The sequence below is a fragment of the Helicobacter sp. MIT 14-3879 genome (assembly GCF_003364125.1).
The window spans coordinates 1-17,753 of record NZ_NXLP01000028.1; the positions used below are offsets into that span (position 1 = coordinate 1).

14 protein-coding genes are annotated in these 17,753 nt (G+C 34.1%); 5 read left to right on the forward strand and 9 right to left on the reverse strand.

Annotated features, from left to right (window positions below; all coding sequences use genetic code 11):
• Nucleotides 1-1,382: 1,382 nt before the first annotated feature.
• Nucleotides 1,383-1,811, reverse strand: a complete 429-nt coding sequence (locus CQA44_RS09225; protein ID WP_115546978.1) for a flagellar hook-length control protein FliK — start codon at nt 1,809-1,811, stop codon at nt 1,383-1,385.
• A 165-nt stretch (nt 1,812-1,976) separates the two neighbouring features.
• Nucleotides 1,977-5,258, reverse strand: a complete 3,282-nt coding sequence (locus CQA44_RS09230; RefSeq protein WP_115546968.1) for an efflux RND transporter permease subunit — start codon at nt 5,256-5,258, stop codon at nt 1,977-1,979.
• Nucleotides 5,259-6,229: 971 nt separating this feature from the next.
• On the opposite strand from CQA44_RS09230, the gene CQA44_RS12420 reads away from it, so the two are divergent.
• Complete coding sequence (locus CQA44_RS12420) at nt 6,230-6,427, forward strand: hypothetical protein (protein ID WP_147289778.1); 198 nt, start codon at nt 6,230-6,232, stop codon at nt 6,425-6,427.
• Between the two features lie 436 nt (nt 6,428-6,863).
• Here CQA44_RS12420 and CQA44_RS12625 read toward each other — a convergent pair whose 3' ends face one another.
• Entirely contained in the window at nt 6,864-7,025 is a 162-nt protein-coding gene (locus CQA44_RS12625) for a hypothetical protein (RefSeq protein ID WP_181881854.1), read from the reverse strand.
• Nucleotides 7,026-7,744: 719 nt separating this feature from the next.
• On the opposite strand from CQA44_RS12625, the gene CQA44_RS09235 reads away from it, so the two are divergent.
• From CQA44_RS09235 to CQA44_RS09250, 4 genes are all read left to right on the forward strand, one after another.
• Entirely contained in the window at nt 7,745-8,239 is a 495-nt protein-coding gene (locus tag CQA44_RS09235; RefSeq protein WP_115546969.1) for an NAD(P)H-dependent oxidoreductase, read from the forward strand.
• Between the two features lie 58 nt (nt 8,240-8,297).
• Entirely contained in the window at nt 8,298-8,996 is a 699-nt protein-coding gene (locus CQA44_RS09240; RefSeq protein WP_258864979.1) for an aldo/keto reductase, read from the forward strand.
• A 253-nt stretch (nt 8,997-9,249) separates the two neighbouring features.
• On the forward strand, nt 9,250-9,810 hold the full coding sequence (locus tag CQA44_RS09245) for a pyridoxamine 5'-phosphate oxidase family protein (protein ID WP_115546971.1): 561 nt from the start codon (nt 9,250-9,252) through the stop codon (nt 9,808-9,810).
• A gap of 189 nt (nt 9,811-9,999) precedes the next feature.
• The gene (locus tag CQA44_RS09250) at nt 10,000-10,245 is read left to right on the forward strand and encodes a hypothetical protein (protein WP_147289779.1); all 246 of its coding nucleotides are present in this window, start codon (nt 10,000-10,002) and stop codon (nt 10,243-10,245) included.
• Between the two features lie 353 nt (nt 10,246-10,598).
• On the opposite strand, the gene CQA44_RS12630 is transcribed toward CQA44_RS09250, so the two are convergent.
• The 6 genes from CQA44_RS12630 to CQA44_RS09280 all read right to left on the reverse strand — a co-directional run.
• Nucleotides 10,599-11,789, reverse strand: coding sequence for a carboxynorspermidine decarboxylase (locus CQA44_RS12630; RefSeq protein ID WP_181881856.1), 1,191 nt, complete (start codon nt 11,787-11,789; stop codon nt 10,599-10,601).
• A gap of 750 nt (nt 11,790-12,539) precedes the next feature.
• Nucleotides 12,540-13,493: a chemotaxis protein gene (locus tag CQA44_RS09260; protein ID WP_115546973.1), complete on the reverse strand. Its 954-nt coding sequence runs from the start codon at nt 13,491-13,493 to the stop codon at nt 12,540-12,542.
• A 127-nt stretch (nt 13,494-13,620) separates the two neighbouring features.
• The gene (locus CQA44_RS09265; protein ID WP_181881855.1) at nt 13,621-13,965 is read right to left on the reverse strand and encodes a dihydroneopterin aldolase; all 345 of its coding nucleotides are present in this window, start codon (nt 13,963-13,965) and stop codon (nt 13,621-13,623) included.
• A gap of 45 nt (nt 13,966-14,010) precedes the next feature.
• Nucleotides 14,011-15,459, reverse strand: a complete 1,449-nt coding sequence (locus CQA44_RS09270; RefSeq protein ID WP_147289780.1) for an outer membrane family protein — start codon at nt 15,457-15,459, stop codon at nt 14,011-14,013.
• Between the two features lie 947 nt (nt 15,460-16,406).
• A complete protein-coding gene (gene uppS, locus CQA44_RS09275; protein WP_115546976.1) occupies nt 16,407-17,075 on the reverse strand; it encodes a polyprenyl diphosphate synthase in 669 nt (222 codons plus the stop codon).
• A gap of 60 nt (nt 17,076-17,135) precedes the next feature.
• Nucleotides 17,136-17,753: phosphopantothenoylcysteine decarboxylase (locus tag CQA44_RS09280; RefSeq protein WP_115546977.1), on the reverse strand; the 618-nt coding region annotated here is incomplete at its 5' end.

Sequence of the window (17,753 nt, forward strand, 5' to 3'; positions counted from 1 at the left end):
TGCATGATTAAATAATTCTCAAAATAACATTTTAGTTTCTTGTCATTTTGAAGACTTGTGTAGCAAAATTGACGAATCTAGCAATCCTTGTCATTCTGAGCTTTGCTTTAGCAAAGTGAAGAATCTCTTCTACTAGATTCTAAAAAGAGCAAAGAATCTCAAAGTGAGAAAGGAATTAAGAACTAAGCATTAAGAGAATAAGAAAGAATAAGAGAGAATCAAGGCATTAAGATTCAGACATGAGAAAGAATAAGAGAGATTAAGAGAAAATAGAAAACAAAGCATGAAAAGATTTAAGAGATTATGAGAATCTAAGCATTAAGAACTAAAGAATCTCAAGATTCAAAGAGAATGAGATAAGAGAGCTTCTCTCTTAGAGAAATTTTAAGTGTTAGGAAAAGAATATTTATAGGATAAGTATTCTACAAAACACTCTCTCTAAGAAATACCCCTAAGCTTATTCTCTTAAAAGATAGAAAGACTTGGTATATCTATCTATAATAATAACATCTATAACACAGAAATACTCACACTAATATCTATATTATCCTTTAAGAGAAGATTGAATGATAGATAAATAGAGAGAGAATCTAAGATTATAGAGAGAGAATAGAGAGAATCTAAGATAATAGAGATTATAGAGATTATGAGAATCTAAGAGATATAGAGAGAGATAGAATCTAAGATAATTGATAATTGAAGAGATATAAGGATATAGGATATAGAGATTATGAGAATCTAAGAGATATAGATTATATAGAGATATAGAGATTGTGAGAATCTAAGATAATCAAGATAATCAAGATAGAATAGATAGAATAGATAGAATCTAAGATTATAGATGATAGAGTTATAGCGTTGAGACATCTATTAGAATACAAATCATTTAATAGGTTATTATCTAGTAGGTCATTTAGCAAGTCATCTAGTGGGTTATCTAGCAAGTCATCTAGCAGGTTATTTAATTACTCTGTATTTTGCATTCTTTGCTTCTGCTATTAGAATGCAAGTCATTTAATAGGTTATTATCTAGTAGGTCATTTAGCAAGTCATCTAGTGGGTTATCTAGTAGAATAATAGAGATTCCTTTTATCCATAGAGAAAAGATTCTCTGTATTCATATCTCAATATCAAAGAGGTGTATTCTTAGTCAATGATACACAAACCTTATCATGTCTTTGATATAAAGAGAAAGAGGAATCATGCTAATTTGTGTGATGATTATTTTATCTACTATTGAGTAAATTTGTCATAGTTTGCAAGCTAATAAAATAAAGAATAGGAAGTAGGAATTTATCCTCTTTCTGCTTCTATATATTCATACTCATATCATCACATTTATATTAAACACTAAGTCTTACAAATCTATGGCATAAAGATAATTAAGCATATTCGGGTAATGTGATTTCAAGAGAACTAGGAATATTTCCTGATGCTACAAGTTCTTGTGCTTCCTCAATATTTGAGATTTTTGTCTTATCTTGTGCTTGTTCGTGATTATTCTCTTGGGATTGATTGCCTTTATTTTCATGTGAATTAAAGTTTAAATCAAGATTATTGAATCCAATCTGCATAAGATTCTGTCGTAATTCTTGTGCGTTTTGTACAAACATTGTCATAACATTAGCATTGGAAGTAATAGACACTTGTAAATCTTTACCTTTTTTTGCAATGCTTAAGGATACTTGTCCCAAACTTGCAGGATTTAACTCTAAGTTAATTTTTGTAATAGGTGGTTTATAATTAAGAACTTCCTCTCTGAATTGTGAAGCAAAATTCTTGATTGCTTCTCTTGCTAACGCACTTTTCATGGTTACTTCTTGTTTTGCTTGCAAAGTGCTTGATTCTGTTTTGGAATCTACTTTTTCCTTTGATTTATCATCAATCTTCGATTATATTGTGGTGCTTGTTTATGCGCCAATAATGATAAAAACTCTTGCTATTTTAAGAGCTTGAATTAGTAAATAATCTAGATTCTATTGAGACTGTAACTCTCGTTTCTTGAGTAAATAAAAACATATTGGAATAATAAAAAGCGTCAAAAGTGTGCTAGTTATCATGCCGCCTAGCATAGGCGCGGCAATAGCTCGCATGATTTCACTGCCTACATCATGGGAAAACATAATTGGCACTAAAGAGGCGATAATACTTAACACAGTCATTAGCTTTGGTCTTACCCTTTGGGCAGCTCCCTTAAGCACACAGCTTCTTAATAGGTCTAGCCAATGTGTTTGTAATGCAAGCTTAGATTCTAAATTAGAATCTAAGGTGGATTTTACAGAATCTTGTAGTTGAGAATCTTGTGAATCTGGCAAAAAATCCGCAATAAAAAATTGATGTTTCATAGCTTGGAAGCTCTGCTCCAAATAAAGCAGCATGACAATGCTAGTCTCACTAGCAATCCCCAATAACGCTAAAAGTCCTACAATTCCTGCAATACTCAAATTAAATCCTAAATAATCAATTGCGCCTAATCCCCCTAAAATTGCAAAAGGCAGAGAGAAAAAGCAAAGCAGTGTATAACTCCAATTTTTCAGAGCGAAAAATATTAAGATAAAAATTACAAAGAGACTGAGCGGGATAATGTATTGTAGTGTCTCTAATGCTTTCTCTATATATTCACTTTCTCCGCTAAATTCATAATAATAACCATTTGGCAATTTTATATCTTGTAAAATCTGCATTGCTTTTTGTTTGTAGGATTTCGCGCTTACGCCTTCTTTTGGTGTAATATAAATAAAATTTACGCCTAAGCCTTTTTCGCTCTTTAATTCCATAGGTGCATTGGTATAAGAAATGCGCGCTAATTCTCTCAAGGGTCTAAAGCCTAGTGTAGTTTTGATATAGATTTCTTGGATAGATTCTATATCATTGCGTTGTGTATCCTGTAAGCGCAAAGAAATAGGATAATTTTCAACACCCTGAATCTGTTTTGTGATTTCTACACCGCCTAATGCGGAATTAAGGAGTTTAAAGAGAGAGTCTTTACTCACTCCATAGCGCGCAAGCTTAGAATCTTCTATCTCAATTTCAATATAATACCCTCTTTTTGCCCGTTCTGCAAAAACCGAAAGGCTTTCTTGCATATCCTTAAGCTTAGATTCCATAGCAACAGCTAATTGTTGCAATACCTGTGTATCATTACCATAGAGTTTAATCCCTAGTGGGGTGCGAATGCCTGTTAGAAGCATATCTGTGCGCCCACGAATAGGGTATGTCCATGAATTTGTAAGTCCTGCTATTTGCAGTTTGGATTCTAATCTCTCTCGTAAATCTGCCCATTGTTTGCTATCAAAGCGAATCTCTGGTTTTAAGTGTATATACACTTCAAGCATAGACAACGGTGCAGGATCACTTGTTGTATTTGCTCTCCCCGCTTTACCAAATACCATTTCTACCTCATCAAAACTCTTAATAATAGAATCTACTTTTTGTAAATACACAAGGCTAGTATCAATGCTAGGAGCAACATTACTTACAGGCATGTACATAATCACTCCTTCATTGATTTGAGGCATAAATTCCCAATTTATATGTTTGTAGATAAAATATCCTGAAAAAAGCAGCATAAAACATATTGTAAGAAATACCCATTTCAGTCGCAAAGAAGCTATCAACGCTTTACTATAAATCCAGATACAAAATTTATTAATAGGATTATTGTCTTCACTAATAATTTTCCCTTTGATAAAGATAATCATCAACAAAGGCACAATTGTGATAGACAATATTGCACCAATAAGCATAGCAAAGGTTTTGGTATAAGCTAAAGGTGTAAATAACTTCTCTTCCTGCCCGCTTAACGCAAAAATAGGCAGAAATGACACCACCACAATCATCAATGCAAAAAATATGGGTGAGCCTACTTGCTTAGCACTTTCTATAATGACATTCTGTCTTTGCGTGTTATTGAATACATAATGGGCAAAATCTGAATTTTGTTTTGTTTTTTTCAATACATGCGAAAAATCTAAGTCTCCTGAATTGGTATTATCAATAACCCTCCTTTTCTTAACGGCAAGATTCTTATGCGCATTTTCAATCATCACAATAGCAGCATCCACCATTGCTCCAATTGCAATCGCAATACCTCCTAAACTCATAATTGTAGATTCTATATTAAAAACCCACATTAATAAAAACGTAAAAAGCACACATAAAGGAAGTGTGATAATGATGACTAAGGCACTTCGCAAATGCAGTAGAAATATCATACTCACAATCAATACAATGACACTCTCCTCAATGAGTGTTTTAACAAGACCAGAAATCGCCTTTTCTATAAGCTCACTCCTATCATAGACTGATTCTATCTGCACCTCAGTATTACCCATATTTAAAGCAGCTATTTTTTCTTTGATGTTTTTAAGTGTTTCATAAGTATTGCCATTATATTTCACCATGACAATACCCCCCACAACTTCACGTTCGCCATTAATATCTGCCACACCACGTCTTGACTTTGGCACGAGATTAATCGTTGCAATATCCTGTAATCTTAGAGGGATATTCCCTTGCATTTTAATAAAAGTATTTTCTAAATCTTCTTCATTTTTTATATAGCCACTAGCACGAATAATTTTCTCAAATCCTCCTTCAACAACAACACCACCACCACTATCATTATTGGCGCGTACGATAGAATCTATCACTTCTTGCAAACTTAAGTCATAACGCAATAGCTTGGCATTATCAATGCTGACTTCATAATTTTTTAGAAAACCCCCAATACTAGCTACCTCGCTTACCCCATCAATACCCAGCAAAGCATATTTATAATAGAAGTCTTGCAAACTTTTTAATTCAGCTAGATTCTTGCTTGGAGAATTAAGGAAATATTGATAAGCCCAGCCTACACTTGTAGAATCGCTACCTAGAGTAATTTTGGCATTAGAAGGGATATTTTGCACTTGATTTAATTGTTCCAAGATTCTGCTTCTTGCCCAATATAAATCTGTTTTGTCTTTAAAAATAACATAAATCAGCGCACTTTCATAACCTGAGATTCCACGCACAGTTTCAACGCCTGAAATTGCCATAAGCTGATTGACTAAAGGGTAAGTAACTTGGTCTTGAATAATTTTTGGACCTTGACTAGGAAAGTTAATTTCAATCACTACTTGCGGTGGGCTTAAGTCCGGGAGCGCATCAATTCTGAGCTTTTGCAAAGAAAATAAAGAGATAACAAAGAGTATGGCTGTAACAAATAACACAACGTTTTTATTTTTTATGCTATATGAGATAATGTCATTTATCATTCATATTCCTTGTCCTGCAAAAGATTGTAATTTAAAAAGACATTCTTAGAAATTCGCTTAAAATAAGGCATATTTCCTGCTTCGTTTCTTTTTATTTGTATGTGCGTAAATCTCATTATAAATCTTTTGACCTCAATCGCTCAAACAGATATTAAGTGTTAAAAAATATTCACAAAATTATAGCACCTTTGTATCAAGGGGTTACTACTCCAAGCATAGCAATTCTAGCCCTATTGCTACAATCTCTTTTTATAACATTACAATCTTGTTCATTGTTTTGACTATGTCTTGCACTTCTATTTGGTATCTCGGGATTCTAAAGTAACAATGCCATAACGTTGATTAAAATTTTTCATTTGTTATTAATTGTCATTGAATCAAAAGTTGCAAGATTCTTAATAGACACTGCCTCTGTATGCCAATAAATACAATCTCTTACATATTCAATCATGATAATCTATCTGCATTTATAATCAATGAGTACTGCTACCCGTGCCTCCGATGATTGCTACAGCCTATTCATGGCTCACAGCTTCACATACTCAAGCAGCTCTCTATCATTTGAGGCATATCGACAACGGCAATCCTGTGCTAAAGTCAATTGATACCTAAGGCTATACTCAACATTGTTTTTCTCGTGATTCTCTCTTTCTTGGTGGGGAATTGTCTTTACTTTTTCTCTAGGGAATTTCTCTAGGGAATTTCTCTAGGGAAGTTTTATCCTCCATAGAATCTTTATTGTGCTTTGTGTGAAAACTTTGAGCTTTTCTGTGATTTATTTATTTTTGTGAAAATATCTTGTGTGTCTGTGAAGAGAACTTTTCTGGATTCCTAGCGATCTAGCATAATAGATTCTTCACCCTCTAAAGAGGGTTCAGAATGACAATTTAGTTTGTCCTATTGTCATATTAAGACTCCTTTTTTTTGTCATTACTAAAGGCGTTAGCCGAAGTATCTCAAGATTCTGTAAATTGAAGTTTATCGTTGTTGATTGCTTTATAGGAGTTCTTACAATAGAGGACTTTAAGAATCCTCTACACATAGATTCTTCACTTTGCTTTGCAAAGTTCAGAATGACAAGAATTCTTATTTATCATACTACAAGTATGGGTGATGTGCTACCGCAATGCACAAGGGAGTGTAACAGGCAAAATGCCTCTAGTCTATAAGTTTTATATTAAGATTGGATTTGTCCTATTTGCAAATATGGATAATCCTTAGGGATTATGCGAGTGAAGCGAAATATCTCTCTTTGTCATATTAAGACTCCTTTTTTTGTCATTACTTTGGGCAAAGCCCGAAGTATCTCTAATAGAATCTTTTAAGATTCTTTAATCAAACAAAGATTCATGAAATATTAATGAAGCACATAATCATGGAGAGATTCTCTAATCAAATACAGAATCACACACAGAATCTCAAATGAATCACAGAAAATTCTTTTACTCTTAATCTTTAGATTCTTTATCCCTTAACTCTCTTATGTTGTGTTTTCTATTTTTTCTTACTTTTTTACTCTTTTAAATCTCTCTTACTCTCTTATTCTTTCTCGTGTTTGAATCTTAATGCCTTGATTCTCTCTTAATCTCTTAGATTCTCTCATGCTTAGTTCTTAATTCCTTTCTCACTTTGAGAATCTTTCATCTCTTTAGAATCTAGTAGAAGAGATTCTTCACTTGCTAAAGCAAGTTCAGAATGACAAGGATTGCTAGATTCTTCAGCCTTGCTACACAAGACTTCAGAATGACAATTTACTCCTATTGTCATTACTTAAACGTAGCGAAGTATCTCAAGATTCTATAATTCGAGATCAGTTTATCGTTGTTGATTGCTTTATGAAAATTCTTACAATAGAGGATTTAAGAAATCCTCTACACATAGATTCTTCAGCCTTGCTAAAGCAAGTTCAGAATGACAATTTACTTCTTTTGTCATTACTTAAGCATAATTTTACTTTCTAATAGTTCTAAGTTTATTTTCACTTCCTCTGCTATCACATTATTTTTTAGCCTTTCCAAGCTTCATCAACTCAATGATAAGTGTTCTTCCACTTGCTAAATTCATTACAAGCTAGAGAATGCAATAACACAAAACTTTGTGCCATTGATTCTAAAATATCGATAGAATCGAAGAATCCAGATTATCTATTTCATTATCAAATACCCAGCCAAATTATTTGCTGCATTAAAGGCTAGGGTGGCTTTAAGAAAATTAGAAGTGTTGGAATCTTCTATTATTTTTTGGTAAAAATGGTAGTACCCCTCCCCTTTTTTGACTGAATCATTATGAAGTTAAGGCATCACCTAATTTCTTTATCCTCTATGTAGTGAGTGTTTCGCCTTTTTGTTGTACTGCTCACTGTTTAAGCTGACTGATACATTCTCTTTCACGTTATTTTATTCTCAATTCTTATTATTCTCTCTAACTCAATGGGTAATTTCTACTATAATTACGCCATAATTTCTCATATTAATGAAGGACACATCATGCAGACACTTTTGCTCTTTGCGCATACTTTTTGGAAAGATTCTAAGGTGAACAAAGCCCTTTTGCAATCTGCAGAATCTCTACCCCACTTGACTATCCACAATCTAAGCACAACTTATCAAGATGGTAATATCAATACACAAACTGAAATCGCACTTTTACAAAAGGCTGATAAAATATTCTTCCAATTTCCTCTTTTTTGGTTTAGCACACCTGCTTTGATGAAAGAATGGCAAGATAGGGTGCTAACAGGCATTTTATATAGCGACAATCCAAAGTTACTTCAAGGCAAGAAATTTGGCATTATTACTACAGCATACGGTGAAAAATCCAGCTATGATGGACATCATGGCTACAACATTCACACTCTACTTTCACCTATTAATCATTCCTTTGGGTATTTAGGATGCGATGTACAAGAAGCGTTTTGTATCTTTAGTGCTAATGTGAATACACTGCCCACACAAGAATATTTGGCTAAACTTAAGGATTAAGAGTTTGACTCAAGTGATTTGCTTTGTGAGAACTTAAACTTATGAAAATCTTGATGCCTTGAGTGTCGGCTATCGACTCTTTGATAGCGCACAAATGTATCATAATGAAAAAGAGTTGGCACAAGCAATCAAGGCAAGCACAATCAAGCGCAAGGAGGTGTTTATCACCACCAAACTCTCTAGTGGCACGAATTATGAGAATACCAAAAGGAGCATTCAAAGCTCTTTGTCTGCTTTAGATTTAGACTATATTGACTTATTACTCATTCATAGCCCCTATCCACAGGCAAAAGAAATGTATCGGGCAATGGAGGAATTTTATCATCAAGGCGCAATTAAGGCTCTAGGAATCTCTAATTTTGATACCCAGCAATACCTTGAGTTTATCAAAACGTGCAAGATTATCCCTGCGGTTAATCAACTCCAAGTGCATGTCTTTTTCCAAAGAGAATCTCTGCAACAAATCATGCAAAAACACGGCACAATAATGCAGGCGTGGAGTCCCTTCGCTGCAGGAAAAAATAATTTTTTCACAAATGAGACTTTACTCAAAATTGGTAAGAAATATCACAAAACTCCTGCACAGGTAGGCTTGCGCTATCTCATCGAACGCAATGTGAATGTGATTCCTAAAAGCTCCAAAAAAGAGCGAATGAGTGAGAATCTCAATCTCTTTGACTTCACACTCTCTCGTGAAGACTTGAGTGCCATTAAAAAGCTAGATAGAAATCAAAGCTTGTTTGGGTGGGATATGTGAGGACACATCAACTCTGTGCTTTTTCTTTCTCTATCTTTTTAGGTTTGGGTGGGACACATAAGGAAGCCTCTCATAATCTCATAATCTATAAAGTCCTAGATTCACACCTTGTATAATGAATCTACTCTTGGGCTAAATCTTATGCAGGGATTCTTGAGGACTTAAGGGAGATTTGTGTTATAATCCCCAAATCATTTGACAAAATAGCTAGGTAAGCTTGTAGTCAAAACACAAGCGGGGGAAACACCAATCAATGAGACGCAAAGATAGAGAACTGCCTGAACAAGAAGCCATAGAGATTATGCAAAAAGCCCCCTATTGCGTGCTTAGCACTGCTCCCTTATGTGTGAAAGATTTTACGCCCAAATCCCAGAATCCTTGTCTTGATGAACACATCTTTAGCATTCCCCTCTCCTTTGCCTATCACTCTGAGCGTCTCTTTTTGCATTCAGCAAAATCAGGGCGAAAGATGAGATTCTTTAAAGATGAAACCTTAGTGTGTGCAGTATTTGTGGGGGCAGTGCAAGTGCCTGATTTATTCAGTAAGGAAGAAATCAGGCACTTGGCACATCATCAACCCAAAATGTTAGGCAGTCATATCTTCACGACAGAATACGAAAGTGTGATTGCCTATGGGCGAATTTACCAACTCAAAGAGAAAGAGGACATCAATCAGGCAATGCTGCTTTTGTGTCAAAAATATATGCCCGATAAAGTGGAATTTGCCCCAATCTCTATTGAGACAGAAATCAAACACTTCAATGCCTACGAAGTGAGAATTGAGCAATTTAGTGGCAAGGCTAAGAGATTGTAGCAAGGTAATTGGAGAAAGGATTGATGATTTGCGTTTGATGTTTCATTGATTCATCTCTGAAGTCTTATGTGCTAATGAGGTTAAACAATCACCGTGAATGTCAGTCTTTTGCAAAGAAAAATACATGCCAACCTTATGCCTATTCATCAAGAAAGCTCGTGAAAGATTTATCCACCTTTTGCCCTGTCTTTGACGTTAGCACAAAAGCCTTTCATCGTGCCTATCTCGGGAGTCAATAACTCTCAATATTTGCATGAGAATCTAGGAGCAATAGTCATTACTTTCACTCAAGAAGAGTTAGAGAGTATCAAGGAGCGAGTAGAAAATATTTCTATTGTGGGGATAGGCTGTGTGAGGCTTTTAACAAAAGCATCGCTCACAATAAGGAATCAAAGTAGGTTTAAGGGCTGGGTGAGAATCTATGACCGTAATTAGAATCTTGATGTAAATAGGCAAAGTCAATTATTCTAGCAAAGGAGATTTGCTCACTATTTAGTGATTTGCTTTATCTTATAATTGCCCGTATTATTTTTATCTGTTTTAGGAATCTTGCAAGTTAAACTATATATGAAAGGCTTGATTATTTTGTGTATTCTAATAGTAAAAGTGCTTTTGGATTTTAATTTCATAAAAGCCTCAAGATTGCCCCCCTACAATCTAATGCCATATTCTCTAAATCACAACAAAAAACTAGCCCACTAAGAATATGCAAAAGTTATACACGCTTTAGAATCCGTATCAATACAATTAAGTCAAAAATTACTTATGCAAAAAAAGGGGGGGGGGGGTTAATTTCTGTTCTTAAAGTCTAAATAATCGAATTCCTTTAAGAGTGTAAAAGTATCATTCTTGATGACACCAAGCTTTGGTAATTCCACACCGTTAAATGTTGTATTCTTAACGATTGTGTAATGTATCATATCGCAAAATGCAATTCTATCACCAATACGAAGTTCTGTGTTAAAACTATAATCCCCAATAATATCTCCAGCCAAACAAGTAGGTCCTCCAAAACGGTAACGATACTTGCCTTTGTTTTCTCCCAAATCACTCTCGATGCTTAATCGTTGTATGCAATTTTTATCAGAAGAATCAAGCAAGACATGTGAGCGCATAGAATTGTTTGTTTCATGCTTAGAAACATGTGAATTTTCTATATTTTGTGTATCTACTAGGCATGAATCACGTGACGATTTAGCACCATTCTGTAATGTGGAATCTTGCAAAGAAATCTTGTAACATTCTGGACGATATGGCATTTCAAGACAGTCTGGGGCATGACAACTTGCACTTATATCTAAAATGGCTACATTGCCTTCATTTTGAATAATATCTATTACCGTACCGATTAAATCGCCACACTGCCAACCCACAGCTTCCCCGGGCTCCAAAAATACTTCTATACCCTTATATTTTGCTTTAAAATCTTGAATTAAAGATATAAGCAAATCACAATTATAATCCTCCCTCGTAATGTGATGCCCGCCACCAAAATTTATCCACTTTGAAAGAGCAATGTAAGAATCAAAATGCTTAACAACATGTGGAAGAGTGCGACTTAAGGCTGCAGAATCTTGCTCGCAATGAGTATGAAAATGCAGCCCACAAAATTCAGCTGTGAAAAATTCTTCATGACTTTTATAGCCATATAATGCGCTATAAGTATCTATACCTTTGTAAAATTCACTCGGAATAATACCCAACCTGCTTTTAGGAATGCAGGGATTATAGATAGGCGGTTCCACTTCACTATACAAAGGATTGATACGAAGTCCAACTTGAATTTTCCTTATCTGTTCTTGTTGTGAAACCATCAACTCCTTGTTTTTTGAATCAATCATGGCTTTAAATCTATGCCACTGGGCAAAGGAATTAAAAATAATATGAGTGGCATATTGCAAAATTTCTTGCATTTGAGACTCTTGATATGCAGGAGAAAAGACGCAAATATCTTTACTATTAATAGGAACATCATCCATAGAATCTAGCAGATAATTTGCTTGTAAGAGACTTTTTTGTTGAGAAGATTCTATTTGCGAACATTCTATATTTGCTTGAGTTTTGTTATTGCTAGGAGCATCATCTGCCATCTCAATATTGAGACTTTTAGTATTCGTTATGGAGGAATTGACTTCCTCGCATAAAGGAATTGCCTTTGAGTATTGTGGATAATCTTGTGAAGGTTTAACAATTTCCTCATAAGCTAAACGCGCTTCCCAAGCTCCACTGCAAGTAGCACCATTTAGATATTTACGAACTCCGTCAAATTCACGCCAAAAACTATACCCCTTAAGTGCTATAAGTATTTTACAATCACTAGCTTTCGCGACATTATGCAATAATTGAAGATTAGATTCTAAAGAATCATAATGCAATACATAACAAGGGCTAGGGATATGAGAGATTAGAATCTCTGCAAGACTTTGTTGCGTGAATTGACTATCGCATACATTAAAGGCAGATTGACAAGATTCTGAAACAACACCTTGTTCATCTCCTAGATTCTTAGACGTGTTGAATTGCTTGTTTGCTTGAACGGGTCTTTTTTGTGAATGGATACGACTGATTGCAGTTGTATTGCCTTGAGAATCTGTATGGGCATTTTTCGTAGAATAGATGTTTAAGGCTTGCTCCAAATATTGCCTTAAAGAAAGCTTAGGTGGTTTAAAAAATTCCTTAGACATCCACTACCTCAAGCATCATGTATTGACAATTACTATAATGTCTCGTTATAACATCAAGTCTCTAACGGCTTTTTCAATCTCAATAGGATTAGACTTTGAAATAAATTCGTCAGCATTAAGAGATAGTGCCATCTCTTCGTTGCTATTGCCGCTCATGGAAGAATTAACGACAATAGGCAAGTGCTTGGTCCTTGGATCTCCCTTTAGTTGTTTAATAACCTCAAAGCCGCTTGATTCTGGCATTTCTAAATCTGTGATAATTAAACCTATTTCATTAATATCAGTGTCTTTAGCAAAAATATAATCAAGCAATTTTTGCCCATTGATAAAATCCAGATGAACAACACCTAATTGATTGAGTATCGCTTGCATAGTCTTTAATACTGTAGGGCTATCATCAGCTAAGAGAATCTTCTTAGAGGAATTAATTTGACGAATATTCTGCATTTCTTTATTTTTCTCTTCTTCAATCCATGGAAACACATCAACAAGCATTTTTTCAATATCTACAACCTGCACCAATCTGCCATCAAAGTATCTTGTCCTAGAGACTAATTTACCATTGCCACTACTATTTCCAAAACCCGAGTTTTGCTCTATTTCTGTCCATTTCTTATTAAGAATCCTGTCAGCCTCATAAATGCGCACGCCAATTGTCCATCTTGAAAACTCACATATCATAATGATGTCATCTTCCCCTTTATCTCTTTTAACTGTATAATTACGTAAATCTTTATTGGGTATAGCAGGGTCATAAAAAAACCATTTACGCATATCAATGAGCGGTATAGTAAGTTCTCTAATGGTAATCAATCCCTCTACAAGAGAATTTGCCTCATGACTTACGATTGTTAGCACACCATCATATTTAACAACTTCACGAATCTTAAAAACATTAACAGCATAAAGATCTTTGTTTTTTTCAAGACGGAAGCACAGTAATTGTAATTCATTATTTTTATGCAAACTTGTTACTTGGTCGATATTAGACATTGCCATAGTTAAGCCTTTAGAGGTATAAACCAAATTAAATGCTGAATCATAGCATATAATTGGATAACTTTCTCTTAATTCACCTTAAGAGAAAAACCTTAAATCTATTCCTACTAAGAACTCTGGAGTTTGGTTAGATTCTATGTAGTTTGGATTTTTTCTTAAATGTTGCTTTAAGACTAATTTGACATTGTGTATTAATGTTTGGCTTTGAAATCTCTAATGTGATTTTCTTGATAGAATCAAATCTATCAAAAAGCCTAAATGCTATATCCCGTAGAGCAGATTCAAGCAAACCATATTCTCCCCTGCAAAGAATTTGCGTCATAAAATCACGGACGAGAATATAGTCTAAAAATTCTCCTCTATACCTGTATTGAATCTTGGCATTGAGAATTGTAGGTTGGAGATTCTTACGTTCATGTGGAAGTATGCCAATAATAGTTTGTACATGTAGAGATTGAATCTTGAGTGTCATAAGTGTTTGCATGTCATACACAGAAAAATGAGAGTGGGATTTGATTTAAATTGATACACGAATAAAACCTCGAATCAATGTGTAGTTATTTCCACCGTAAAAATTCACTGCTGGAATAGTGTTAAGCGGATTAGCTACAGTAGGAGAAGAATAGGAAGTCTTATTATAGACACCAATAACGCTTAGTCCAATTTTTCCACGAATATAGTTCTTCCAAATAGAAAAATCGTATTCGCCTTTCACTTCAAAACTAAAAATATTCCCAGCTTGCGAGAATGTACCTCTTATACCTGCCTCCAATTCAAAGAGGTGATACATATTCATACCTAAAGCCGCATAGGGGGTAACTGCCCCACCCCAAAACATACCAACATTATATTCAAAAGGAGCTTTATGCCCATAATAATCAATCAGTTCTGCTCCACTTGTAGTTACGCCAATTAAACCAAGTTTAAGTTCTAAAAATTTACGCCATATCATCTCTTGCTCAATCCATGCAATAGCTGATAAATCCTTTCCTGTGCCAGCATTAAAACTTGTATCCACAGCACTTTGAAACTTGTGGCTATGTGCTGTAGTTCCTATTGTATAAGTATTAGGTGCTTTGTAATATTTATTGTATGCTGCAATATGCAATTTTGTTTCCATTTCAATATCGCGTGTGATGCGATAGCCAATTTGTCCTTTGACTCCAAAGGCAGTGAAGAATCCCGTAATATACGCATAAGGTTCTAAATCGATATGAAAAGGTAATCTGAATTTTGCTCGAATAAGATATGTGCCAAAATTACTTAAATCAGTTCTAAATGGTGTTACATACTCATTTAACACCAAAGCACTACCATAAGAAGCCGTGAGATGAAACGAAGTGTATTTAATCCCCTCATAAGTAATAGCAAAACCTTGAGAATTAAAAGTATTCCATTCTTCATTAGATTTATATCTGCCAGCAATAGCATGAATCCCATAGCGTGTATTAACATAATCAAGATAAGCAGAATCTAAAAGGAATATTTGTTTAGCATCTTGATAAACTTCATGTGTCCCATTTTGCAAGGTAAAAAGAGGTCCAGCTAAAACAAAACCTATCCCTGCTTTTGCCCCATATAATCTACCTGTTTCATAATATCCTAAAAAAGTTGCATCAAGAATGGTTAAATCGTCACCAAAGGCTTGCTGATAAAACATTGTAACAGATAAATCATGAGAACCATTTTGCCAAAGCGCGTCAATTAATCTTTGCGATTCAGTACTTCTATTATAACTATGAGGCGTACCTGCAAAAGCAGCAGACACCATCATGACATAACAAAATAGCACAAGCAATAAACGAGTTGATAGAATCTGCATACTTGCATGCGGGATTCTATAAGAATAGAATCTAGATTCTGTTGCTAAATCAATATTTCTTTTAATAGAAAATATTTTAGAGATTATCGATACAACAAGACCATTAATGTATGTTTTAACTGCAAAAAAAAATTTTTTACTCATAAGAACTACCCAAATAATAAAATTTTCTCTTTCCACTGAAAGCATTGGTCAATTTTAAGACTTTAAGCTTTAGCAATATACATAGCAAAAACTAATCCAAAATAAAGCTTTACGATTAAGGTTAGTTTGATAGTAGTCGCAATGAATTTAAACATTGCAATGTTACTCCTAGATAACAACATACACAAATCAACGCCCTATTAAGCAGGATTATATGCTAAACAATCAAATCTGTGTAATCATTTTTATGCTTAAACACATGCAAATCGATAAAATACTTCCGTCTTATCTACAAACTCTCATGAATGCTATTTCAAAAGATTAAAAACCTTTATTTTACTCTATTTAGTCTATCTTTCAATAGAAAATAGTAGAATTTATAATAATGTTGATATGAAACTTCATTATAATTTATTGAATGAAAAGTATTTTATTGTAAGAATCTCATTCGCAAAACTTTTGTTTATGTTAGTTATTCATAGAAATAAATCTTGCTTTTTTCTTGACGATTGAAAGGCTGCAAGTATATGTCGGCTTAAAAAGAGTAGAAATTTGGTGAGTTTTTGTTAGAACAAAATCATAAAATATACTAAGAATTTCAAACCAATTCTGCCACATATCTGCTTGTAATCAAGAGATTCCAAATATCCCAATCAATAAAAAATACAGCAACTCATTTTATCGCACAACAGCCTTTTTAAATATCCTAGTTACTGTTTCATTCACTCTCTTCATTGCTCATTACAAAACATTCTCACTTCATCGATATTTTTTAACTAGAGTGATTTGACTTATCGCGATTTGATACCTTATATCACGACCTGCTATAATCCTTATGATACGACAAGAACTAACCTATTGTTTCTCAAGGCACTTAGATAGAAACAAATCACAAACCAACATCAATCTGTATTCTTATTTTTTTGACATATTTTCATTCAAAAGTCTTATTTACCAAAGGTCCTCTCTCTCTTCTTGAAGTTTGCAATAATCTTTTTGCATTCTTTCTTTGTCAAACCCGGGAACAAAGTATCGCTAAAGAATATTTCGGCATACGCACATTGCCAAAGTAAAAAATTAGAAATCCTTTGGGCATTGCCAACTCTTAAAAGCAAATCAACATCTTGACTTAAATCTAAATTTGCTTGGATATTTTCTTCTGTAACGGGCAATCCTTTTTCAGTAATCCGTTTAATTGAGCGTACAATCTCATCTTTTGCACCATAAGAAATAGCAACATTCACACACAATTTATTGCAATCTTTTGTTGTTTCCTCAAAATCCCTTATTTTCTGATAAATGCCTTTATCGATACGTTTCAAGTCCCCAATTGCTCGAAAACGTACTCTGTTGCGCAAAAAACTCTCAAGGCTACTATCAAGATATTTTTCTAATAAATTAAAAAGATACTCAATTTCTTCTTGCGGTCTCTGCCAATTTTCAGTGCTGAAAGCAAAAAGTGTGAGATTAGTAATGCCCTCCTCTATGCAAACTTCTATGATTTTTTGTATTGTTTTTGCGCCATGCAAATAACCAATTTTTTCTAAAATACCATTCTTTCTAGCCCACCTTCTATTACCGTCCATAACCACTGCGAGGTGCTTTAAAGTATTCATTCTATTCCTTCATGTAAATATGACTATTATATAATATTTTCCCACTTTTTATCATGAGATTTAAAGATTGAGAGATTCTATATAGAGAGATAATGCAAGACTGAGGGCAAATTTTGTACCGCTTAATTGATATTCCCTATATGGCATAGATTGAAAACTAAAATCTCTATACACACAATCTTTTAACCCAAAACGCACAAGAGAAGTAGAAAAAGAATCTAAGGCAGAATCAAACATTTGCTTTGATTCTGAATTGTGGTCAAAATCTGGATTCTGCAAATAAGATTCTCGATAGATATAGCCTGTTGTGTTGTGTTGTGGTAAGCTAGGGGATTCTTTGCTTAAAATAAACAGATTATTTTCATGACTGCCAAAGCCCTTATTGTGCTCTGTAATAATATTTAAGCAGACCATTGCGCAATTTTTAGAATTTAAAATCCTCAAGGCATTCTCCTTAGCGTCTTTCTCATCGCATTCCGCTTTAAAAGCAATTTTAACAAGATGAGGAGCGTTAATTGTGCGCAAAATATCAATATTTTGATAAAGTTCTAGGCGCATAATTTCTCCTAAATCCTTTTTTTTAAGTTTGCCATTTTTAGTTTGGGGAATATAATCACTAAGTGCTTCTGCCAGAAAAAGATAGGTTTTCTCTCGTAAATTTTGTGAATCTTGCAGCAT

Coding starts and splice junctions, on each gene's coding strand:
- CQA44_RS09225 (WP_115546978.1), bottom strand. CDS start 1,811: ATGAAAAGTGCGTTAGCAAGAGAAGCAATCAAGAATTTTGCTTCACAA.
- CQA44_RS09230 (WP_115546968.1), bottom strand. CDS start 5,258: ATGATAAATGACATTATCTCATATAGCATAAAAAATAAAAACGTTGTG.
- CQA44_RS12625 (WP_181881854.1), bottom strand. CDS start 7,025: ATGACAATAGGAGTAAATTGTCATTCTGAAGTCTTGTGTAGCAAGGCT.
- CQA44_RS09235 (WP_115546969.1), top strand. CDS start 7,745: ATGCAGACACTTTTGCTCTTTGCGCATACTTTTTGGAAAGATTCTAAG.
- CQA44_RS09245 (WP_115546971.1), top strand. CDS start 9,250: ATGAGACGCAAAGATAGAGAACTGCCTGAACAAGAAGCCATAGAGATT.
- CQA44_RS12630 (WP_181881856.1), bottom strand. CDS start 11,789: ATGGATGATGTTCCTATTAATAGTAAAGATATTTGCGTCTTTTCTCCT.
- CQA44_RS09260 (WP_115546973.1), bottom strand. CDS start 13,493: ATGGCAATGTCTAATATCGACCAAGTAACAAGTTTGCATAAAAATAAT.
- CQA44_RS09265 (WP_181881855.1), bottom strand. CDS start 13,965: ATGACACTCAAGATTCAATCTCTACATGTACAAACTATTATTGGCATA.
- CQA44_RS09270 (WP_147289780.1), bottom strand. CDS start 15,459: ATGAGTAAAAAATTTTTTTTTGCAGTTAAAACATACATTAATGGTCTT.
- uppS (WP_115546976.1), bottom strand. CDS start 17,075: ATGAATACTTTAAAGCACCTCGCAGTGGTTATGGACGGTAATAGAAGG.